At 58.8% G+C, this 21,758-nt stretch carries 19 protein-coding genes and 1 pseudogene; 7 read left to right on the plus strand and 13 right to left on the minus strand.

The window, feature by feature from the left end; genetic code table 11:
* Nucleotides 1-188: 188 nt before the first annotated feature.
* Nucleotides 189-791, plus strand: coding sequence for a hypothetical protein (locus DCC27_RS04235; protein ID WP_233242780.1), 603 nt, complete (start codon nucleotides 189-191; stop codon nucleotides 789-791).
* A 284-nt stretch (nucleotides 792-1,075) separates the two neighbouring features.
* Here the strand turns inward: DCC27_RS04235 and DCC27_RS04240 are convergent, their stop codons facing one another.
* From DCC27_RS04240 to DCC27_RS04255, 4 genes are read right to left on the minus strand one after another with little or no spacing between them, the layout of a single operon-like run.
* A complete protein-coding gene (locus tag DCC27_RS04240) occupies nucleotides 1,076-1,783 on the minus strand; it encodes a hypothetical protein (protein ID WP_110100490.1) in 708 nt (235 codons plus the stop codon).
* The gene (locus tag DCC27_RS04245; RefSeq protein ID WP_110100489.1) at nucleotides 1,780-2,514 is read right to left on the minus strand and encodes an ABC transporter ATP-binding protein; all 735 of its coding nucleotides are present in this window, start codon (nucleotides 2,512-2,514) and stop codon (nucleotides 1,780-1,782) included. Before DCC27_RS04245 ends, DCC27_RS04240 begins: the two co-directional genes overlap by 4 nt.
* A 2-nt stretch (nucleotides 2,515-2,516) precedes the next feature.
* Complete coding sequence (locus tag DCC27_RS04250; RefSeq protein ID WP_110100488.1) at nucleotides 2,517-3,296, minus strand: ABC transporter permease; 780 nt, start codon at nucleotides 3,294-3,296, stop codon at nucleotides 2,517-2,519.
* Nucleotides 3,286-4,224, minus strand: a complete 939-nt coding sequence (locus DCC27_RS04255) for an ABC transporter ATP-binding protein (protein WP_110100487.1) — start codon at nucleotides 4,222-4,224, stop codon at nucleotides 3,286-3,288. Before DCC27_RS04255 ends, DCC27_RS04250 begins: the two co-directional genes overlap by 11 nt.
* Nucleotides 4,225-4,323: 99 nt before the next feature.
* Between DCC27_RS04255 and DCC27_RS04260 the strand changes: the two genes are divergently transcribed.
* Nucleotides 4,324-4,986, plus strand: coding sequence for a TetR/AcrR family transcriptional regulator (locus DCC27_RS04260; protein ID WP_158278409.1), 663 nt, complete (start codon nucleotides 4,324-4,326; stop codon nucleotides 4,984-4,986).
* On the opposite strand, the gene DCC27_RS04265 is transcribed toward DCC27_RS04260, so the two are convergent.
* The gene (locus tag DCC27_RS04265; protein WP_110100485.1) at nucleotides 4,933-5,850 is read right to left on the minus strand and encodes a hypothetical protein; all 918 of its coding nucleotides are present in this window, start codon (nucleotides 5,848-5,850) and stop codon (nucleotides 4,933-4,935) included. The genes DCC27_RS04260 and DCC27_RS04265 overlap by 54 nt on opposite strands.
* Before the next feature lie 165 nt (nucleotides 5,851-6,015).
* On the opposite strand from DCC27_RS04265, the gene DCC27_RS12645 reads away from it, so the two are divergent.
* The 3 genes and pseudogenes from DCC27_RS12645 (at nucleotide 6,016) to DCC27_RS04275 (ending at nucleotide 8,053) form a co-directional block, all read left to right on the plus strand.
* Nucleotides 6,016-6,138 (plus strand): hypothetical protein, encoded by a 123-nt coding sequence (locus DCC27_RS12645; protein WP_255410742.1) that lies wholly within the window; start codon nucleotides 6,016-6,018, stop codon nucleotides 6,136-6,138.
* Nucleotides 6,139-6,285: 147 nt separating this feature from the next.
* Complete coding sequence (locus DCC27_RS04270; protein ID WP_110110310.1) at nucleotides 6,286-6,654, plus strand: hypothetical protein; 369 nt, start codon at nucleotides 6,286-6,288, stop codon at nucleotides 6,652-6,654.
* Nucleotides 6,655-6,885: 231 nt separating this feature from the next.
* Nucleotides 6,886-8,053, plus strand: a pseudogene (locus tag DCC27_RS04275) (IS110 family transposase).
* A gap of 58 nt (nucleotides 8,054-8,111) precedes the next feature.
* On the opposite strand, the gene aspS reads toward DCC27_RS04275, so the two are convergent.
* Together aspS and hisS are read right to left on the minus strand one after the other, a co-directional pair.
* Complete coding sequence (aspS, locus tag DCC27_RS04280) at nucleotides 8,112-9,917, minus strand: aspartate--tRNA ligase (protein ID WP_110099681.1); 1,806 nt, start codon at nucleotides 9,915-9,917, stop codon at nucleotides 8,112-8,114.
* Nucleotides 9,918-10,039: 122 nt separating this feature from the next.
* Nucleotides 10,040-11,389, minus strand: a complete 1,350-nt coding sequence (hisS, locus tag DCC27_RS04285; protein WP_110099682.1) for a histidine--tRNA ligase — start codon at nucleotides 11,387-11,389, stop codon at nucleotides 10,040-10,042.
* A gap of 180 nt (nucleotides 11,390-11,569) precedes the next feature.
* Here hisS and DCC27_RS04290 point away from each other — a divergent pair, with 180 nt between their 5' ends.
* Together DCC27_RS04290 and DCC27_RS04295 are read left to right on the plus strand one after the other, a co-directional pair.
* Nucleotides 11,570-13,117 carry a DUF349 domain-containing protein gene (locus DCC27_RS04290; protein ID WP_233487858.1) on the plus strand — a complete coding sequence of 516 codons (1,548 nt, stop codon included), beginning with the start codon at nucleotides 11,570-11,572 and terminating at the stop codon, nucleotides 13,115-13,117.
* 152 nt (nucleotides 13,118-13,269) lie between these two features.
* Nucleotides 13,270-13,914 (plus strand): hypothetical protein, encoded by a 645-nt coding sequence (locus DCC27_RS04295; RefSeq protein ID WP_110100483.1) that lies wholly within the window; start codon nucleotides 13,270-13,272, stop codon nucleotides 13,912-13,914.
* 3 nt (nucleotides 13,915-13,917) lie between these two features.
* Here the strand turns inward: DCC27_RS04295 and DCC27_RS04300 are convergent, their stop codons facing one another.
* From DCC27_RS04300 to ruvA, 6 genes are all read right to left on the minus strand, one after another.
* Entirely contained in the window at nucleotides 13,918-16,137 is a 2,220-nt protein-coding gene (locus tag DCC27_RS04300) for a bifunctional (p)ppGpp synthetase/guanosine-3',5'-bis(diphosphate) 3'-pyrophosphohydrolase (RefSeq protein WP_233487884.1), read from the minus strand.
* Between the two features lie 268 nt (nucleotides 16,138-16,405).
* Nucleotides 16,406-17,431 (minus strand): protein translocase subunit SecF, encoded by a 1,026-nt coding sequence (secF, locus tag DCC27_RS04305; RefSeq protein WP_110099685.1) that lies wholly within the window; start codon nucleotides 17,429-17,431, stop codon nucleotides 16,406-16,408.
* Complete coding sequence (secD, locus tag DCC27_RS04310) at nucleotides 17,428-19,161, minus strand: protein translocase subunit SecD (protein ID WP_110100481.1); 1,734 nt, start codon at nucleotides 19,159-19,161, stop codon at nucleotides 17,428-17,430. Before secD ends, secF begins: the two co-directional genes overlap by 4 nt.
* Before the next feature lie 87 nt (nucleotides 19,162-19,248).
* Entirely contained in the window at nucleotides 19,249-19,767 is a 519-nt protein-coding gene (yajC, locus tag DCC27_RS04315) for a preprotein translocase subunit YajC (RefSeq protein WP_110099687.1), read from the minus strand.
* A 176-nt stretch (nucleotides 19,768-19,943) separates the two neighbouring features.
* A complete protein-coding gene (ruvB, locus tag DCC27_RS04320; RefSeq protein WP_110100480.1) occupies nucleotides 19,944-21,080 on the minus strand; it encodes a Holliday junction branch migration DNA helicase RuvB in 1,137 nt (378 codons plus the stop codon).
* 33 nt (nucleotides 21,081-21,113) lie between these two features.
* Complete coding sequence (ruvA, locus tag DCC27_RS04325; RefSeq protein WP_110100479.1) at nucleotides 21,114-21,752, minus strand: Holliday junction branch migration protein RuvA; 639 nt, start codon at nucleotides 21,750-21,752, stop codon at nucleotides 21,114-21,116.
* Between the last annotated feature and the right edge of the window lie 6 nt (nucleotides 21,753-21,758).

Consider the following 21,758-nt stretch of genomic DNA (forward strand, 5'->3'; position numbering starts at 1 on the left):
CCCGTACACAACAAACCTGACAAGCCCATCGAAGCCCGCGTCATCGCCTGGCTCGCCGGAGAATCCACCACAGTCGAAGCGTTCCTGAGGGCAAGGAGCTCTACTGAGAAACCGCCTCCCGCATATTCGGTGTCCCCGTCGACAAACACGGAGCCAACAGTGAGCTGCGCCAAAAAGGAAAGATCGCAGTGCTCGCCTGTGGTTATCAAGGCGGTGTTGGTGCGCTGAAAGCTATGGGAGCCTTGCGCATGGGCCTGGCCGAGTCCGAGCTGCAACCGTTGGTGGATGCGTGGCGGGACGCCAACCCCAACATCGTCCAACTCTGGACTGATGTCAACGCCGCCGCCATCGAGGCAATCAGCACTAGCCAGCCTGTCAAGATTGGTCCGCTGACGTTCGCCGTCGAACACTGGCTGTTCACCCACCTACCCTCAGGGAGGCAACTGGCCTATGCGCGGCCACGGTTGAGTGAGAACCGGTTCGGCGGCACCGCCATCATCTATGACGGCATCACCAAGGGCCGCAAGCGGGGCAAGCTCAAGACCTGTGGCGGGAAACTCATCGAGAACATCGTCCAAGCCATCGCCCGCGACCCGCTCACCCACGCCATGCACCATGTCGAGGCTACAGGGCACGAGATCGTGATGCACATCCACGACAAAATCGTCATCGAAAACCGCAGATACGACCGTTGGAGACATCTGCCACCTCTGCCCACCACCCCAGCTTGGTCCAAGGGATTACCACTGGCCGCAGATGGCTACGAGTGCGCCTTCTATAGGAAAGACTAAGTGACCAACTTCTCATAATCGCCTCAACCTCGGTCACCTCCACACCAATCACGCTGTAACACAATCTCTGATTACGAGGCACTATTCAGAGGGCATGACGCTCCTCTATGACCAAGCACCTACACGCACTCACGTCAACCCGTTCCCCTGTCCGGTATGACGGTCTCGGTGCGGGTCATGTCAGAAGGCAGAGGCTATCGCTACCCCTTGCGCGCGGTCGTCGCCGGTGATGGTGGCCGTGTAATTGAGCGTATTCCACGGCATCCGATTTGACTATCCCTGCGTCAGAGCACCTCATCTTGTTGGATTGCGAGATTCTGAACTGCAAGCAAGCTTAGCGCAAGAGCCATACTTCCTACCGTTGCCGTCCATGGAACCCACGGTGGAGCGTTCAATGACATGGCAACGGCGTTTCCAAATAGAACGATGAGAATCACAGCGGTGACGATGCTCGACACAGTTGACCTACGGCGCACGCCGATGAACCCGGCGATCGTGATAGCACTCAGTGTGAGCAGAGTGATGCAGGCAACCATAGTGAGCGTCGCGGACCAAGTTCGCGCAGTCACATGCGCATCGGACACGGGTATGAACGACTCAAAAGTCAAGAAAACTGCTGTACTGAGCACGAAGCCGACCGCCGCGCTGCCTCCGATGGCGAGAGCATAAGCGGTGTTCTTAGCGAGGAAAAGAGGGCTACGCCCGCCGGGGTATGAGTACAGCTGGATCCGTCGGTTGCCAATGTAATCCGAGACAATGAAACGCTGGTAGACAACCGTCCCGTAAATGACGACGACACAGAAAGCGACGGTGAGTGCAAGCGTAATTACAGCGGCAGGTTCTCGTAGCATCGCGCTGTCGGAGCTGTCGTCGAACCGACCGACGAAAGTAAAGAAGTACAGTCCCATTAGTGTTGAGCAGGCTACTGTTGCTCCGAAGCGCGGAATGACCCGCACGTATCGGGATAGCTCGAGTCGAAGGAAGTGGTTCATCGTCCTGCCTCCGCAATGCTTGATCTGTAGAACTCTTCGAGACTGCCATCGTTCCTGTCCAGGATGCTGGTCAAATCCTGCTTTGCTCCAAGGCGCCCATCTGTGAGTACAGCAACGGTGTGTGCCGTTTGTTCAATCTCGGTGAGTACGTGGCTAGACATGAGCACCGTCACGCCTTCTGCGGCCAGTCTGGTGATCAGGTCACGCAGGTCAGAAATGCCAGTCGGGTCAAGGCCGTTCGCGGGCTCGTCGAGGATTAGCAGGGTGGGCCGATGACTGATCGCTCGAGCTATAGCGAGACGCTGTTTCATGCCGAGTGAGAACGAGGCGACAGGCGATCTGGCGGCCGCAGTGAGGCCGACCAGTGCGAGCAGCTCGTCGATTGGCCGGTGATCGATTAGGCCGAGAAGATCGAAGTGTAGCTGGAGAACTTGCTCGGCGGTGGCACCGTTTCGGAACTCTGGTGCTTCGATGCTCGTACCGATTCGCGCCAGGAGTGCATCGCGCGAGTCGCAATCAAGCATCCGTCCGGTCACGACAATGGCGCCCGAGGAAGGGAAGGCCAGGCCTGCGATCAGTTTGAAGAGAGTGGTTTTCCCAGCCCCGTTCGGTCCGATGATGGCGCAGATCTCACCGGGGTGAAGCGTGATGCTGCACCCGGTGAGGATGTCCCGGCCATCGATCGATTTCATGACACCGGTGAGTTCGAGCGTCGGAGTGGTGTTTGTCATGGTCAGCTCCTTTTCCGGAGGGCCAAATAGGCCACGGTGTAGGCGGCAACAGCCCAACTAACCGCAGCGACGAGGTTCAGCAGTTGGGGGTCACCGGCACGGAAAGTGGCCTCTCGGATGAGATTACCGATTGGCGCGAACGGAAGGAACTGATGCATTGTGACCGCCCATTCCGGAAGGCGCTCGGCTGGGAATGTGATCGGAGTGAACAACAGACCGCCGATCATGATGATCTGCGTTACTAGGGACGTGGCGTTGAGGGGCAGCCAGAACGCGATGGCATACCCGATGCTCACCATCGTGAACTGCGCGCCGAGCACGGCGGCGACGGTGAGCGCATCGACCTGGATGTCAACCCCGAATCGGAAGGCCGCTGCGAGCATGCCGACCGCGATTCCGGGAAGGGCTGCAAGGCTCCAAACCGCAGCATCGGCGAGGAGAATCGCCGAGCGGGGAACCGGGAGTGTCCGTTGGTAGTCGAGGAGGCCTTCCTGCTTCGAAGAGCCTGTGATTTGCGGAGCGAGGACGCATCCGACCGCAATGATGCCGAGGGTCCAGGCACCGGAGGACAGATAGCGGGCAGCTTCGCTATCGATGTCGGGGATGAGTAAGGCCAGGCCGTATATGACCGCGACGGCAAACAGTGCCTGGACCGCAGTGAAAACAGGGAGTAGATATTTATGGCGGAGCAAGCTCCAACGCACGAGACCGGTCCAGCTACGGAACCACCCGAGTTTGCGAGGCAACCTAACGGTCTGAGTAGACGCGTTATTAACGGACATTAGTGATCCCTTCATACAGCGATTCCAGGGATGCCGGTGCGAGCACGTAACTGTCTACGTTTCCGGCCTCAACCTGTTCGAGGACCCAAGCCACGGCGCCGGGAATATGCTTGGGTTCGAGGTCGAGTCGAAGTTGCCCGTCGTCGATTGGATGAACCCGCGAGGCTGATGGGGTCTTTGTGAGGTCGGCGCGGGATCGGACGGAAACGCTGAGGCTGGTTGTTTGCGCCTGCTGCGATAGCTGCCTCGGGGTGCTGTCAATCAGCACCTGGCCGTTCTGAAGCAGTACGTAGCGGTCGGCGGTCCGTTGCACTTCGAGCAGATTATGAGTGACGACGATGATAATGTGTCCCGCGTTAGCGAGTTGGCGCAGGTTCCGCCAGATCAGGGGACGTCGCGTCGGGTCGACATCGTTGGTTGGCTCGTCGATGAGCAGGACAGGTGGAGGCGCGATCACGGCCATCGCGTATGAGGTCAGGCGGCGCAGTCCGCCAGACAATTTTTCACCTCCGACATTCTGCCACGGTGTGATGTCGAGCTCGTTTATGAGAGCGCTGGCCTCGCAGCGTGCATCTCTCGCCGAAAGGCCCCGCAGTCTGCCGATGGATGTGATCGCCTGGCGGGGTGTGACTCCAGTTAGAGGAGCGTGCATCTGCGGCATCATCGAGGCGATGCGCCGAGCCAGATCCGGGTTTTTCGCGAGCGATTCTGTGCCGTAGCGGATATCGCCGGAGGTAGGCTTGGCCGTGCCGACGATTTGGTTGAGAAGGGTAGTCTTGCCTGCCCCGTTGTGTCCGATGAGCGCGATCAGCTCTCCGGGGTGGAACGTGAGACTGATGGCGTCATTCGCCGCGACAGCTCCTCGCTGGAACGTCTTGGTGATCGCCTCCAGCAGGAGTGGTTGGCTGGGAGGGGTCGAGCTTAACATATTTCACATACTATTGGTATCTGCAATGTGAATCAATGGTGACGCGACCTCCGGGGTGTGCCGGGGGTGCTGTCTAATAGAATGGAGTTTATGGTTCGGATGACACGCGTTCAGCAACGGCAACGCAACAGAGTGCTATTGCTTGAGGCGGGTGAGCGTATCTTCGCTGCGCGTGGCGTGGAGGGTGCTTCTCTTGATGATGTGGCCTTAGAAGCCGGTCTAACTAAGGGGGCGGTCTATTCAAACTTCCGTAACAAGGGTGATTTGATCCTGGAGGTAATCCGGTATCGTCAGACACTCTCGCAGGAAGCTCAGGACTTCCACGCGATCCTTGATCGCGCTACTGACGACCGCGAGCGCCTAGAGGCTTGGTGCGATGCTTGGATACTGACAGCCAGGAGCGGTGATCGCTCCAGCTATGTCCGCCTACTGTTTGACTTCATTCCCTACGCCCTGCGGGACGAGCAGTTGACCGCACGGTTTCTGGAGTTCATCTCGCCTGCCGACGATATCTCAATTGCGGAGTCGCCGATCCCATCCGATAGCACCTTCGCTCGCATCCCGGTTGGAGATCAGTTCCGCATCCTGACGGCGCTCGATCTAGGATTATCCGCTCTGGGGCTGTTCGATCCGGACAACGTCAAGCCCGAGCTGTACAAGACGGCTGTGCTCTCGCTCGCCCACACGCTCTACGACGCAAGTACGGAGTCAGAGTACTCCCAACAGCCGCAGAATGGCGGGCACGAGCCAGATCGCCAGTAGGGCGAGCTCAGCCAATGCGCCAACTGCCACCAACGCAAGCCATAGCCAAGGCGTTATGGGTGCAGATGTCCAGAGCCGGGCCGTGAGTAACTTCCTAGTGACGGTGTCGATCGTGGGGGCATCGAGCAACATCTTTGCCATGTGACGACCATCGCAATTTCGATGGAATCTGAACTGCCACACGAGGCGCACGACCATCACTGCAACGGCGACGGTCGCGATCCACGAGCCTGTCAGGGCACGCCAGGCAAGCGCCGTCGTTAGGAATGCGAAGTCGACTACCACGCCTGCAGCAACCGCTGATAGACGTGGTGACAATGGCCACGCCCAGACGTGCGTGAGATTGGTGGTGGCGGCCGCCTGAAGTACGCGCATTCGCACGGTACCTCCTGGGCGCACGAACCTGCGCCCGAAGCCGATGTGCGCAAGCTCATGCGGCACGGCCGTGGTGATCGCTACGGCGAGCGCCACGGCAATCACGAGCAGCGGATGCGAGCCTGCGGAGATGACGTCCGCGCCGGTGGGAATGCCGCCTTGGAGCAGGAGCACGATTGCGGAGGGGCAGAGCGCTACTCCGGCCACCCACAGCGTCGCACGCGCGACCTTCCACCTCCCACTAACGGGCGCGGCAGGAGGTTGCCGGACCTCCTCAGAGAAGTCGCACATGAATCCCGCATCTGACAACGTGGCGGCTAGCGGGGCGATGATGGAGGCATGATCGTCCTGTGCTCGGAGTGCGTGTGCGACGGGCTCGCTGACTACAAGCGGTTCCGAGCCGTCGGCGACGACCACCCACATGCCGTCGCGGAGCTTCCGCCCCCGGACTGGCTTCAGACGTATGGCCTGCTCTGTCGGTTCGGCCATTGTCAGATCTGCTGGAGATAGTGGCCGAAGACTTCCCAGGTGGCGGGATCGCCAGTGCCACACGTTGGGCAGTCGTCTGGAAGGCGTGGCCACGATGGATGTGCGAAAGCCGAGCCATCCTCAAAGTTCACTTCCACCTGCAGAAGGGAATGATTATTACACGATGTGATGTTTCCTGCTTTCCTCGGTTTCATTGGGCCTGAGGACAAAGCGCTGTGGCGCACCCTGCTGGCGAACCTGACCGGGGATGCGGCCTGGCGCACCCCACCGGTGAAAGCCTGCGCATAAAACCAGCACCCAGAAAACCTGGCGGCACAAGTGCTGTATATCTCGGAAAAACAGTGCCTGACGAGAGATTTTATGGCTAGATATGTGCGCGCACCTATGGCTGTATAGACATGACCGAATACACGCCAAGAACAAAGGATGGATACGATGCGCACAATCGGAGCACTTGATGAGCAAATCGAGACTCGCCAGGAGAAGAATCTGATGGCGATTGTCTCGGGCTATAAGGACACCCTGGAAGCAGGCAACGAACTAGTCGATCTCACCCGCGAGGTCTTCGACCATGAAGTCCCCACCCTACTAGACGAGTTACGCGAGTTGGAGATCACCGAGTTCACGATCTCCGCCCCGCAGACCAACACCACGACCATCATCTGGCAGCTCGTGGAACGCCGGGCCAGGCTCAACGGCCTGATACAGGTGAAATCCCGCTCGAAGAACTGGACCACCGGGCAGCAGGACCTTCTGCCAGCCTGGCACCTCAGCGTCAACCAACGACGCCTCGTTACTTTTTAGGTGTCGCTGTTTTCCGGCAGGATGTGCGGTGTAGGTTACCGGGTGGTTCCGGCATGATGTTTGCCCCCAGTCATTGATGATCCAGGGGTGTTGTCACCGGAACCGGTCTGGTTCGTTCGGATCGCTACGACAAGCACGCTGTGATCATGGTGGCACTGTGTAACGTGGATGTGAACGCAGGAACCATCGGTGACCTGGTCGTGTACTGGACTGAACCACAGAAACTGGCCGATAAAACTCCACCTGTTTCGTGGCATCGACATCGGCCAGACCGACCATCATGCCACCACTGTCACACCCGATGGCACGGTGGTACATGACAAATCACTGCCACCATCTGAACCGAGGATTCAGGAACTGCTGAAAGATCTTGTGGCCCAACACGCTAAGCCGTGGGTGGTCGTGGATCAGCCCAAGACTATCGGCACATTGGTGATTGCCGTTGCGCAACAGCGTGGGATTCAGATGCCGTATGTGCCTGGATTAACCATGCGCCGGGTAGCCGATTTGCATCCGGGCCAGGCCAGAACGGATGCTCGAGACGCCGACATTATCGCTGAAACAGCAGGCACCATGCCCCATACGCTACGCGGTATGGCTGTAGCTGAACAGCACCTTGCCGAACTGCCGCACAACTGACCCAGGTGCGCAATCGCTTGCCAGACCTGCTGACCCAGATCCATCCCTCGCTGGAGACAGTACTAGGACCTCGACTCGCTCATCCAGCGGTGGTGGATCTGCTGGGCCGGTATCCCACCCCAGCAGCCCTCCAACGGGCTGGGCGTGGTCATGTCAGAACCAGGCTGAACAAACTCGCGCCCCGTATCCCGATTCGACTCAGCGACGAGATCTTGGCAGCACTCACCGAACAAACCACCGTCGTGAAAGGAACCAGAGTCGCTGAACATATTATCGGGCGCTTGGCTACCCAACTTCAGCAGCTCACCCAACAACGACTCGACATCGAAACTGAGATCCTGTCAGTAGTTGATGCGTAGCGACTTACCGACTTCCTGACATCCATGCCCGGCGTAGGGATCAGGACACCAGCACGCATCCTCACCGAAGTGGTGGGCAAAGACTTTAAATCCGCAGCAGACCTGGCCGCGTATGCTGGCATCGCACCCGTCACTGGCCAATCGGGGACTTCGACCCGCGGCCAAGCGCCCTGCAGACGTGGCCACAAAGTCCTCAAACGGGCGCTGTTTTTGTTTGCTTTTGCCTCGATCAAAGACGACCCCGCTTCGCGCGCCTACTATGATAAAAACGCGCCGAAACCAAACGTCACAACCAAACCCTCATCGCCCTAGCCCGTCGAAGAACTGACATCCTATTCGCCATACTCAGAAACGGCACCTTCTACGAATCGCGACCAGCCCAACTAACACCAGCGGCTTGACGAAAACGATAGAAGCACCCCCCAGATCCCGTTCCAGCACTCTGCACAGGTGGTCAGATTATTCTGACTTCTCGGATGTCGTGGGCTCCGGTTTGGCATCCACGCCAGCTTCCTTGCGCTGCTGAGCGGTGATCGGCGCCGGAGCCTGGGTGAGCGGGTCGAAACCGTTACCGGTCTTCGGGAAGGCGATCACCTCACGGATTGAGTCGGTTCCGGCCAGCAGGGCCACGATCCGGTCCCACCCGAAGGCAATTCCGCCGTGCGGGGGTGCCCCGTATTGGAAAGCATCCAGCAAGAACCCGAACTTCTCCCGGGCTTCTTCATCGGTAATGCCCATGACGTTAAAGGCACGTTGCTGAACCTCGGGATTGTGGATACGAATCGAGCCACCACCAATTTCATTGCCATTGCAGACAATGTCGTAGGCATAGGCCAATGCCGAGCCCGGGTCGGTGTCGAAAGTGTCCAAAAACTCCGGTTTGGGCGAGGTGAAGGCATGGTGGACCGCTGTCCAGGCGCCGGACCCAACGGCCACATCTCCGGCGGCCACCGCTTCGTCAGCGGGTTCGAACATCGGAGCATCCACAACCCAGACGAATGCCCAGTCTTGGTCGGTTGCGGCGATTTCGGAGGGGTGCTTAATCAAACCGGTGCGGTGACCGATTTCCACCCGAGCTGCCCCCAGTAGCGCACGGGACTCGGTGGGCTTGCCGGCTGCGAAGAAGATGCAGTCCCCGGGCTGGGCGCCGGTGGCATCAGCCAGCCCGGCCTTTTCGTCTTCGGAAATATTCTTCGCGACCGGGCCGGTTAGCTCACCGTCATCCTGAATCAGCACGTAGGCCAACCCCTTGGCACCGCGTTGCTTGGCCCATTCTTGCCAGGCGTCCAGGGTGCGACGCGGCTGGGAAGCGCCACCGGGCATCACCACAGCGCCGACGTAGTCGTTCTGGAACACCCGGAAAGGGGTGTTAGCGAAGTACTCGGTCAGCTCGGTCAGTTCCAAGCCAAAGCGCAAATCCGGCTTGTCCGTCCCGTATGAGGCCATGGCCTCCGCGTAGGTCATCCGCGGAAATGGGGCCGACAGTTCCACCCCGATCAGCGACCATAGCTGGGCAATGATTTTTTCGGCTAACTCGATCACGTCGTCTTCTTCTACGAACGATGCCTCAATATCCAGCTGGGTGAACTCTGGCTGACGGTCGGCGCGGAAGTCCTCGTCGCGGTAGCAACGGGCGATCTGGTAGTAGCGTTCAATACCGCCCACTTGCAAAAGCTGCTTGAACAGTTGCGGGGACTGCGGTAGCGCATACCACGAGCCCGGTGCTAGCCGGGCCGGAACCAAGAAGTCGCGAGCGCCTTCTGGAGTGGAGCGGGTCAGGGTTGGGGTTTCGACCTCATGGAATCCTTCCTCGGCCAGCAACGTGCGTGCCACCCGGTTGACCTCCGAGCGTAGGCGGATAATCCGGGCCGGCTCCGGGCGACGCAGATCCAGGTACCGGTAGCGCAGGCGGGCTTCTTCCCCGACTTCGACGTGCTCATCGATCTGGAAGGGCAACGGGGCGGCGGCATTGAGTACAGTGACCTCCGAGGCAAACAGCTCGACGTCCCCGGAAGTGATGTTCGGATTCTCGTTGCCTTCGGGGCGACGTCGGACCTCGGCGGTAACCTGCAGGACGTATTCGTTGCGCAGGTGATCGAAATCTGCCTCATCGTGGATGACGATCTGGCCCAGCCCCGAGACATCACGCAGATCGACGAAGGCTACCCCTCCGTGATCGCGCCGGCGGGCCACCCAGCCTGCCACGGTGACGGTTTCTCCGATGTTCTCGGCGGTGAGCTCGCCAAGCTGATGAGTGCGCAACACAGTGCAACGACCCCTTAAACGTGTTGTGGTTTGTCTATCTGATGCTCGTGGACACGATCAGCTTTGTATTCTACCGGCTCTGTCTCGTGCCTGGAGCCTGTGGCCTGGAGGCGCGCTGGCCCCTAACGTGTGGCTCGTACCTGAGGGTCCAGGTCGTCGGCCGGTGGCATCCAGGTGGTGGGATCAGCTGGGACTTGTTCCCCGGAGCGAAGATCTTTCACCTCGTGGGAGACGCTGCCATCCTCAGCGACCGAGGAGAACCACACGAAGGGGATGCCCCGCTTATCGGCGTATTTGATCTGCTTACCGAATTTCTCGGCCGAGACCGCGACCTCGGTGCTAATGCCACGCTCACGCAACTGTTGAGCGGTATCCAGTGCGGTGTCCCAGTCCTGATCGTGGGTCAGCGCCACCAGCACACAGCTGGGTACCGAGCGCGAGGCTTCGGCCATGGTCTGCGACAGGATACGCATCACCAGGCGAGTCACGCCGATGGATAGCCCCACACCGGGGAAACTGCGCTTGCCTTTGGTGGCCAGCGAGTCGTAGCGACCACCAGAGCAAATTGACCCGAGTTGTTCGTGACCGACCAGCACGGTTTCATACACCGTACCGGTGTAGTAGTCCAAACCACGGGCAATGGATAAGTCCGCCACGGCGGTGCCCGGAACCCGGCGGTGGAGCTGATCGATGACCTCGGCCAGCTCGGTCAGACCTTCCTCCAGCAGTTCGTGTTCCACGCCGAGAGCACGAACTTGATCAACGAATCCGGTGTCTTCGGTGCGAATCTGGGCCAAGGCCAGGGCTTGTTCGGCCTGTTGAGCGGTGGCCCCAACTTCATCCTGCAGCGCTTCGGCAACCTTCTCAGCACCGATTTTTTCTAGCTTGTCAATATTGCGCAACACGCCCTCAGTGTCGTCCAACCCAATCCCACGGTAAAAGCCTTCGGCGAGTTTGCGATTATTAATCCGAATGGTGAACTCGCCAATGGGAAGTTTACTGAGAGCTTCGGCCATCACGAGGGCGACGTCGATGTCGTAGCGGAAACCCAGCTGACCGTCGCCGACCACATCGATATCGGCCTGGGTGAATTCACGGGCACGACCTTCTTGGGGGCGTTCACCCCGCCAGACTTTCTGAATTTGGTAGCGGCGGAACGGGAAGTGCAAATATCCGGCGTTTTCGGTGACGTACCGGGCGAAGGGAACGGTGAGGTCGAAATGTAAGGCCAGGCGGTTGGGGTCGTCGCTGGCTTGGTCTTCATCACCTTGCAAGCGTGATACCGCGTAGACCTCTTTGTCGATCTCTCCCTTACGTAACAGGGTACCGAGAGTTTCCACAGCACGAGTTTCAATATTGGTGAACCCATGGAGCCGGAAGACCTCGGTCAATGTCTGTAACACATGCAATTCCACCATGCGTTCAGCTGGTAACCATTCGTTGAAGCCAGAGAGGGAGCTCTTCCGTGCCATAGTGTGTTGCGTTCTCCAGGGGTCGATTGCGGTGATGCCGCTGGGATGTCATTTCGGCATCGATTCACTGAATACCATGCCATTCTATGCCTATCGGGGTAGGCTATTTGTGACCATGTGTGCCGATTCTCCATTTTATGGAGGCAGGCACACCCGGCCAATACCAGGAGAGTTTTAGCGGTGACTAACGGTCAAGAATCCGACAACCCACAACCCGTCCCGTCCGATGCCGAACAGACCAGCCCGGCGACAGAAAGCCAGACTGTGGACCAACAGTCCGCCGATGGTACTGAGGTCCAGGAAGCCGCTGAGGCCCAGGAACAGGACGTGTTGGCATCCACGGTAGCTACCGAATCGGCTCCCGAGCCGACGCCGGCCCCCAAACCCAGCGCTCTGGCTCCCAAACCGGGGACTCCGCTGACAGTACCGGCCACGGCGACGCCGAAGACTCCGGTTGCTCCGGCCGTGCCGGACTTCCACACGGATCTGGCACAGGCGCGCCCGTTCGCTGATGTCGCCGAGGACGGCACCGTGTTCTTGATCGATGGTGACGACCGGCTCGAAGTAGGTCAGGTCACCGATGCCACTGAAGACCAAGCGCTGGCCTACTTCGTGCGCAAATACGATGACGTGATGGCACAGTTGCTCCTGCTGGAGCAACGCTTGTCCACCGATACCGCCACCAACGAGCTGACGAAGACGCTGAAGCCTCTAGCCGATGCCGTGGAGGCTCGTGGCATGGTCGGTGATATGTCAGCGTTGCGGGAGAAGGTTGCACAGCTTTCCACCGCCCTCGAGAATCGGCGCGAGCGGGAAAAGCAGGCCCGGGCCGAGGCCTTGGAAGAACAGCGCCAGCAGCGTGAAGCAGTGGTCAACGAAGCCGAGGAACTGGCTGCACAAGATCCCCAACAGATTCACTGGAAGAAGACCTCCAACCGGATGAAGGAGCTCTTTGAGAGCTGGCGGGAACTCCAGAAATCCGGCCCGCGGTTATCCAAAGACGTCGAAGATGCACTGTGGAAGCGGTTCCGTTCGGCTCGGAATCGGTTCGATAAGGCGCGCCGGGCCTTTTTCTCGGAACTGGATAGCAAGAATGCTGAGGCCAAGAAGGTCAAGGAGAAGCTGATCAGTGAGGCTGAAGAGCTACAGCATTCCACGGATTGGGCTCGCACCACGCAGAAGTACCGTGATCTGATGACGGCGTGGAAGAAAGCTCCGCGGGCGGCGCGCAAGGAAGACGATGCGCTGTGGGCTCGTTTCCGCGCCGCTCAGGACGTGTTCTTCGGTGCTCGTCAGGCCGCTCACGACGAGATCGATCGCGAATTCCAGCAGAATCTTCAGGTCAAGGAACAAATCCTGGAGGAAGGTCGCAGCCTTCTGCCCTTTACCGATGTCGAGAAAGCCCGGGCTACCATGAATGATCTACGCACTCGGTGGGATGAGGCCGGAAAGGTTCCGCGCAAGGATATCTCGCGCATGGATGCTGGCTTCCGCGAACTTGAAGACGCGTTGCAACAGATCGAGGATGACCACTGGTCACGAACCAACCCGGAAACTAAGGCACGCACCAATTCTGCCCTGGCCCAGCTCGAAGAAACCATCGCTCAACTGGAGACAGAATTGGCACAAGCCCAAGAAGCCGGCGATGAACGCAAGATTGCTGAGAAGCAAGAAGCACTGGACGCCCGCCGGGCTTGGTTGCAAGCGGTCCAAGCCTCGGCCGAGTAACTGCACGATCGATCGTCTCGACGAGGTCGTTAATGAAGACCTCGGGGCTAGCTGTCCACAGCGGGAACACCCGCCTCAGCTACCAAGTACTGGCTGTCCACAATGGTGTCCTGAGTATTTTTCCCGGTGCCACCTCGTGACATTCTGGAGGCATGCCTCAGCCAGACACTTCGTCCTCGATCCCGGTTCCCACCACCCGCCAACGTCTCGACCGTGCGGTAAGTCGCTTAATTCATCCCGACGCACCGTTGAGCCCAGGCGAATTGCAGGCTTTGCAGTTACGTGGCGTGATCCGTGAACAAGTTGGCGGGAGCTTCATCAAGACCGAACATCCCGATAGCGTGTTGCAACGAGCAGTAGCCGCCTATTGCTTTGGTGCCAACTTATTTACCGGACGTTGGGCGCTATCTCATTCCACCGCAGCCTGGATTCATCTCTCAGGCCCTGCACCAGCGGATTTTCAGGCGGTCAGTGGTCACCCTCGACGGATGTCGCGGTCGAAGACGCGTGGCATCCAGGTCACGATGCGCAAAATCGAGTACATGCAGGCTGTGGAGACGAGCCTCCACCACGGGCTCATTTTGAGTCTGGGTCCGATCCTGTTTACCAGTGTGGAACAAACGATCATCGACCTGTTGCGCTTCTTTCCGGGAAATCACCAGCTCCGCACCGTCAGCGAGCTCTTACCGCACTGTGATGAGGCTCGGCTGGCCCGAACGCTGGCGTCACAGCGTCATCTGGCGGGGATGGAGACCGCGATAGCCCGTTATGGTCAGCTCGTCCAGCCAGCAGCCTAGGGATTATTTCTTACTCGAGCGCTTTTTCCGCTCGGAGGACCGGTAAACCTCGTAGACACCATCGATCCGACGAATCGCATTGAGCAGGTGCTTCAGGTAGCCGGGATCTCCCATTTCGAACACGAAGCTCGACGAGGCGATCCTGTTCTTCCGGGTGGTGGACGTGGCCGAGAGGATATTGACGTGGTGTTCAGCAAGGATCCGGGTGACATCAGAGAGCAACGAGGTCCGGTCCAGGGCGTCAACGGTGATGTCGACAATGAACACCGAGTCCTGGGTTGGTTGCCAATCGACCTGGATGAGACGCTCCGAATCGTTGGCGAGATTACTGATGTTGTTGCAGTCGGCACGGTGGACCGAAATGCCAGTACCACGGGTGACGAATCCGATGATCTCATCGGGTGGCACCGGGGTGCAGCACCGGGCCAGTTTTGCCATCACGTCTCCGGCTCCTGGAACCACCACGCCAGAATCCGAGCCGCGGGTTGGTCTTGGAATGAGTGGCAGGGAGATGGTGTCGGGGTCGTTATCGTCCACTAGCTTCGGTTCCGGCTTGGGAGGTGATACCAGTTTCTCCACCCGATCCAGCACATTCTCGACCGACACGTTGCCATCACCGATCGCCGCGTAAACCCCGGAGACTCCCCCAACGTTGAGTTGGTCGGCCACATCGCCCAGAATCCCGGCGTTCATGATCTTCTGGAGTGGCAACGGATGTTTGCGGGCTTCTTTGGTCAACTGCTCCTTGCCACGTTCGACAATTTCTTCGCGACGTTCTTTCGAGAACCATTGCCGGATTCTATGTCGAGCACGACCGGAGCGGACGAAGCCCAACCAGTCTTGACTGGGTGCGGCATCTTCGGACTTGGAGGTGAAGATTTCGACCCAGTCACCGTGATTCAGCACGTAGTTCAAGGCCACCAAGCGACCATTGACCCTGGCACCTACGGTGCGGTGCCCCACCTGCGTGTGAACCGCGTACGCGAAATCCACCGGTGTCGAGCCCGATGGGAGGGCTTTGATTTCACCTTGCGGTGTAAAAACGTAGACCTCCGAGGACCCTATTTCGGTCCGAAGCGAGTCCAAGAAGTCGTCGGGGTCCTGAGCATCTTTTTGCCAATCCAACACGGCCTTCAGCCAACCGGGTGTGCTCGCGGTGTCCGCGGCGTTCCCACCACCGCGATGCTTGTACTTCCAGTGGGCTGCCACACCGTATTCGGCCCGATGGTGCATCTCATGGGTGCGGATCTGGATTTCCACCGGTTTACCGCGGGGCCCGATCACCGTGGTGTGAAGCGACTGATACATGTTGTACTTCGGCATCGCAATATAGTCTTTGAAACGCCCCGGCATCGGCGACCACTTGGCGTGTAGCACGCCTAAGGCCGCATAGCAGTCGCGCACAGAGTCCACCATGACCCTGACCCCGAGCAGATCGTAGATATCGTTGAACTCTTTTCCGCGCGCCTGCATCTTTTGATAGATCGAGTAGTAGTGCTTGGGGCGGCCGGTGATCGTGGCATTGATTTTCGCCTCGCGCAGGGTCTGTTCGATGATGTCGGTCAGCTGGGCAATATTTTTTTGTCGCTCCGGAGTGCGCTCCCCCACTAGGCGCACAATCTCGGCGTACATTTTCGGCCACAAGGCGGCAAATGAGAGATCCTCCAACTCCCACTTGATCGTGTTCATGCCCAGCCGGTGGGCCAAAGGGGCATAGATTTCCAGGGTCTCTTGGGCTTTCCGAGCCGAGGACTCCGGTGGCACGTAGCGCCAGGTGCGCGCATTGTGCAGACGGTCAGCGAGTTTGATCAGGAGCACGCGGACATCTTTGGCCATGGCCAACACCATTTTGCGCACAGTCTCCGCTTGTGCGGCGGCACCAAAGTGCACTTTATCGAGCTTGGTGACACCGTCGACGAGCAGGGCGACTTCTTCGCCAAATTCGGCGGTGAGCTGCTCGAGGGAGTAGGAGGTGTCCTCGACGGTGTCATGCAACAGCGCTGCCGCCAACGTCGTGCCCGTCATACCCAATTCAGCCAAGATCGTGGCCACTGCCACCGGGTGGGTAATGTAGGGGTCCCCCGACTTACGGAATTGGCCGTCATGGTGTTGTTCAGCAATGGTGAAGGCCCGGATAATCACGTCCAGGTCTTCTTTGGGGTGGCGGACCTTGAGCGTACGAATCAACGGCTCCAGGATGGGCGAATAGTCTGTGCCGCCCATTCTGCCGGTGAGCCTGGCCAGTCGGGAGCGGTGACGTTTGGGCGCAGACCGTTGCTCTCCGGCACCGTGGCGACCGGATTTTTGCGCATCAGAAGTACTACTCATCCGGCACCGCCCCGCTTTCTCTCCGCTGACCTCTGGAGCCCAAACGCTGATTCCAGTACGGATTGTGGTTGATTGTTTTCATACACTAGTCCCCCGATGTCGCCGGTGACAAAACACCGGTAGCATCGGGGCAGACGGACTGTGGTGCGACGGTCCGGCGCCGTTAGGCTGTCGTAATTTGTTCTTCAGTCACGTCCTCAGGGCGCAGACCGGTTTCCTCACGGAGGTTGAGCACTCGGCGATCATGGTTTTTGACTTTGTCTTCCCCACCCCGCAGCAGTGCATACAGTGGCGCCTGAATAAACAGTGTGGCCAAGGTACCGACGATAATCCCCACGAAGATCGATAGCGAAATATCGCGCAGGGTCCCTGCCCCGAGAAGCCCGGCACCAATAAACAGAATGGACCCGACCGGCAAAATACCTACTATAGAGGTGGTAATGGACCGGACCAAGGTCTGGTTAACCGCCAGGTTGACCATCTCGCGGAAGGTTCTGACGGTATTTTCGTCCATATTCGCGGTATTTTCACGAATCTTATCGAAGACGACCACCGTGTCGTAGAGCGAGTAGGACAAGATGGTCAGGAACCCAATAATGGCTGCGGGCGTGACCTCAAACCCGGTGGCCCCATAGATTCCCACGGTGAGGGCCACCACGTAGAACAACCCCAGCACTGCTGCCAACGACATCTTCCAGGTCCGGAAGTAGATGGCCATCAGCACGGTAACCAGCACAATGAAGATCACCAAGCCAATCAACATCTGCTGAGAAATCGCCTCACCCCAGGTCGGGCCCACGAAGCTGGAGGTCACGTCATTGGCCGAGACCTGATAGGCCTCTTGCAGATTGGAGGCCACTTCAAGGGTCTGGTCATCGGTGAGCTCTTCGGTTTGAACCCGCATGGTTCCGGGCGCGATATTGGTCGCGGTGGCTTCCACCTCAGCAACGACGTCGGTCACGGCCTGCTCGCCCACCGTCGGGTCGGTGTTCTGCACCGAGGAGACGGTGAACTCGGACCCACCACGGAACTCAATGCCGAAGTTGAAGCCACCCCGTGCCACGGTGATACCGACTGCCACCAGTAGCACTATAGCCGCGATGGAAAACCACAGTCGCCACTTCTGGATAAACGGGTAGGACTTTTTGCCCGTATAGAGTTTATTTCCCCACTCAGCGATGCTACTCATTCTGCGTCCTCCGTGGTCTTCTCGTCCTGTGTCAGACCAAGCTTTTCCTCACGCTCTTGTTGCCTGCGCTCGGCAATGGTTTGGCGTCGCTGAGCTTCTTTGGCTCTGCCCTTGATCTTTTTCTTCTTCACGGGTGCCCGGCTGGGTTCGTCGTTAAACTCCCGGACCCGGCCAGCGCCCTGGTAGAGCGCTTTTTGTCCCAGCAACGAGGGGTCCATCCCCGACAGCGGATGTCCGCCACCGAAGAACTTCGTTCGTGCTAACAGTTGCATAACTGGGTGGGTGAACATAAACACCAGCAACACATCGATCAGTGCCGCCAGGCCCAGAGTGAAGGCGAAACCGCGGACATTACCGACAGCCACGAAGTACAGCACTACCGCGGCCAGCAGGTTCACGGCCTTAGAAACGATAATGGTACGTTTAGCCCGCGACCACCCGAATTCCACGGCTGATTCGAACCGTCGCCCCGACCTCATTTCGTCCTTGATTCTTTCAAAGTAGACGATAAAGGAGTCCGCGGTCAGACCAACGGCGACGATAATACCGGCCATACCGGCCAGCGATAATCGATAATTATCCGACCAACCCAGCAACACGATCGCCACGTAGGTCAGCAGGAACATCACCAGCAACGAGGTCAGGGTGACAAAACCCAGGGCACGGTACTGGTAGAACTGGTAGACCGCCACCAGGCCCAAACCGATCAGTCCAGCCACCACGCCCCAGAACAACTGGTCCTGGCCCAGGGTCGCCGAAATCTGTTGTTCAGATTCGATAGTGAAGCTAATCGGCAGAGCACCATATTGGAGCTGTTCGGCCAGGGCTTGGGCCGATACTTCGGTGAAGTTTCCTTCAATCGTGGCACGGCCGTCGGTGATCACCGCATTCGAACGCGGTGCGGAAACGATGGTGCCATCCAGGACGATCGCAAACTGGTTCTGTGGTTCCGGCATGCCCGTGATGCGCTGAGTGACCTCGCGGAAGGCCTCCGTGCCTTCGTCGTCGAAGCTGAGGTTGACCACCCAGTTATTAGCCGACACTCCAGTTGGGGTCTGTGCCATACCGTAGTCGGCGTTGTCGATCTGGGTCCCTTCAACTTCGACGGGGCCCAGAATGTATTTCATCCCATACTCGGGGTCACAGGCAACGACCGCTTCATCTGTGGGCAGTTGTTCGTTTATTTCCTGCTGTTGTTGCTCACGACAGTCGGTGTTTTGAAACTCGTAGGCCAGCTCTGGGCTGATCCAGTTCTGATCCGAGCCATCTTCGGGTTCCGCCTCTGGCTCGGGGAAATCCTCCACGTCTTGGCGCTCCTCTTCCGGGGTAGCAATACCCGGGGCGCCTTGGAGGACCGCGCGGAATTCCATATTGGCCGAGGCCTGGATTAAATCGCGGGTTTGTTGATCCGGGTTGCCGGGCAGGGCGACCACAACGTTGTTATCGCCTTGGGTATTAATTTCAGCTTCCGAGACACCGGAACCATCCACACGGGCACGAATAATCTCGACGGCCTGGTTCAGCGTTTCGTCGGTGACTTCTTCACCAGAGGCGGTCTGCGGTGAGAGCACCATCTGGGTACCGCCTTCGAGGTCCAAGGCGAGCAGGGGCAAGCCATTGGTTTGGTTGGTGGCGATACCTACGCCGAGGATGCCAGCCAGCACGACGACTATCGCTGCCAGCCAGCCCAGAGTGCGTCGCGCGCGCCCTTGGGGGGTCTTTGAGGCCATGATGGTGTGGATCTTTCAGTTCTGGAGTGCGGACTCACGAAAGGTTCAGCACCCCGGGGTGCTGAACCTTTCGTGATGGTCTGGTGGTTATTTCTTCTCGTCGTCGTTTGGGGAATCTTTGTCGGTCTCCTCGGTCGAACCGTATTCTTCGCGGGGATCCTCCGGGTTACCCGATGCCTGAGTGTCGGTGGCGTCGCGGTTCTCGCTGTTGATCACGATCTTGTTGGACTCATCCGGTGTTGGTTCCGAGCTAGCAGTCGAGTCAGCGGTGTCTGCCACCGGTTCGATGACTTGAGCAATGGTCTGCAGGTGTACGGTCACGCTGTTGCCGGGCGAGACCTCAAGGACCACCTTATTGTCGTCGTGGTTGACCGAAATCACGGTACCGAAGATTCCGGCAGCGGTCATGACCTCAACGCCCGGGGCCAAGGCCTGGCGAGTTTCCATCTGCTTCTTCTGCTGTTTCCGGGTGCCACGCATGGACAAGAAGATCAGCAGACCGAAGATGACCAGCATGACGATCAAAAAGCCAGCGCCAAAACCGCCGCCACCTTCAGCATTCTGAGCCAGTGGGTTGACGAGATGAGTCAGGTCAGCAAAGTGCATGTATCGATCCAATTCCTCGGGACAATGATGTCTAGATCTTCCACCACGACAAGTCTCGTGGTGGAACGCATTATTCTCAGGCTACCTTAGGCACCTGAGGTCGGGCCTAATTCTTAAGGGTCACCTTCACGCTGGAGACCATTCTCACGGCACGGTCGCTTGATTTTTGCCCGGGTCTAGTCGTGGGACTCGTCCCGGGAGAAGTCATCTGGGCCGAATAACGGAGAGGTCTGACCGGGTTCATCGGTCTGGGATTCTGCGAGTCGCCACATTGACTGCACCTCTGCGTTGTGAGGAACATCAAGTCCTAAATGTTCCCAGGCCGCCGGCATCGCGATCCGCCCGCGCGGGGTACGTCCCAGGAGTCCTTCACGCACTAGGTAGGGCTCGGCAACTTCTTCGACGGTTTCGACCTCTTCACCGACGGCAATGGCCAGGGTGGACAGTCCGACCGGGCCTCCGCCAAATTTCTGACACAATGCTTCGAGCACGCCACGATCGAGGCGGTCCAAACCACGCCGGTCAATTTCGTAGATATCCAGGGCGGTGGAGGCCGACCGGGCATCCACTTCGTCAAGGTGGTGGACCAGTGCCCAGTCACGCACCCGGCGTAGCAGTCGGTTGGCGATACGCGGGGTACCACGGGACCGTGTTGCGATTTCGGCAAAGGCTCCCGGTGACAGGCGCATATCCAGCATGGCTGCCGAGCGGCGTAGCACCAGTTCGAGTTCGGCCACGTCATAGAACTCCAAGTGACCGGTGAAACCAAACCGATCCCGTAGGGGACCCGGCAAGAGCCCCGCTCTGGTGGTGGCTCCGACTAGCGTAAAGGGTGGGAGCTCGAGCGGAATGGACGTCGCCCCAGCACCTTTGCCGACCACGATATCGACCCGAAAATCTTCCATGGCCATATAGAGCATTTCTTCAGCTGGACGTGACATCCGGTGAATTTCATCCAGGAAGAGCACTTCTCCCTCAGTGAGCGAAGAAAGGATCGCAGCGAGGTCACCTGAGTGTTGGATGGCCGGACCAGAGGAGATCCGCAGCGGGGCGTTCATTTCGGCTGCGATAATCATCGACAGGGTGGTTTTGCCCAGCCCCGGAGGACCTGAGAGCAACACGTGGTCGGCGGTGGCATCACGGAGTTTGGCGGCTTCGAGCACTAAGGACAGTTGTTCGCGAACCCGGGATTGGCCCACAAAGTCTCCGAGATGCTTCGGACGCAACGCGGCCTCAATTTCACGTTCTTCGGTGGAGGCACTGGGCCCGATCAGGCGGGAATCCTGCTCAGCGTTGTGGGGATCGGTACTCATCTCGATCTAGCATGCCTTCCGACGGAGAACGTGTTATGAGTGGACGCGACGTTGTCCTTGTCCCAGGTGACGCAACGTCGCGCGCAGAACCTGGGAGACGTCCTGTGACTCGCGCAATTCGGGTTCATGTTCCAGAGTGGATTTCAACGCCTTGGTGGCATCCTTGTCGGTCCAGCCGAGCCCGGTGAGAGCTTCGTGAACTTGCTCCTGCCACACCGGGTCATTGCCCGGCGTGGCACCGCTCGGCTGCCCTGCCTGTGCGGGGTTCTCGGCCGGTACGAGCTTACCGGACAGTTCCAGGATGATCCGGCGGGCGGTTTTCGCACCGATGCCGGGCACCTGGGTGAAGGCCTTATCGTCGTCTTGGGCGACCGCGCGCCGGACCTCTTCGGGTGCATAGACCGCCAGAACCGCCAGAGCGATCCGGGGCCCGATCCCGGAGATGGTCAGCATCGTCGTGAAAATTTCGCGTTCGTCCCGGGAGCGAAACCCGTAGAGGGTCATGGCATCTTCACGAACGATCAGCTCGGTCAGCACGCGTGCTTGGTCCTCGATCCGCAGTGTCGCCAGTGTTTGCGGGGTGGCGAAGAAGGTATAGCCGACACCGTTGACATTGAGCACCGCCGCATCGACGCCGAGGTACTCAACCACTCCGGTCAACGAGGAAATCATGAAGCC

The organism is Auritidibacter sp. NML130574 (assembly GCF_003185725.2).
Classification (GTDB): Bacteria; Actinomycetota; Actinomycetes; order Actinomycetales; family Micrococcaceae; genus Auritidibacter; species Auritidibacter ignavus.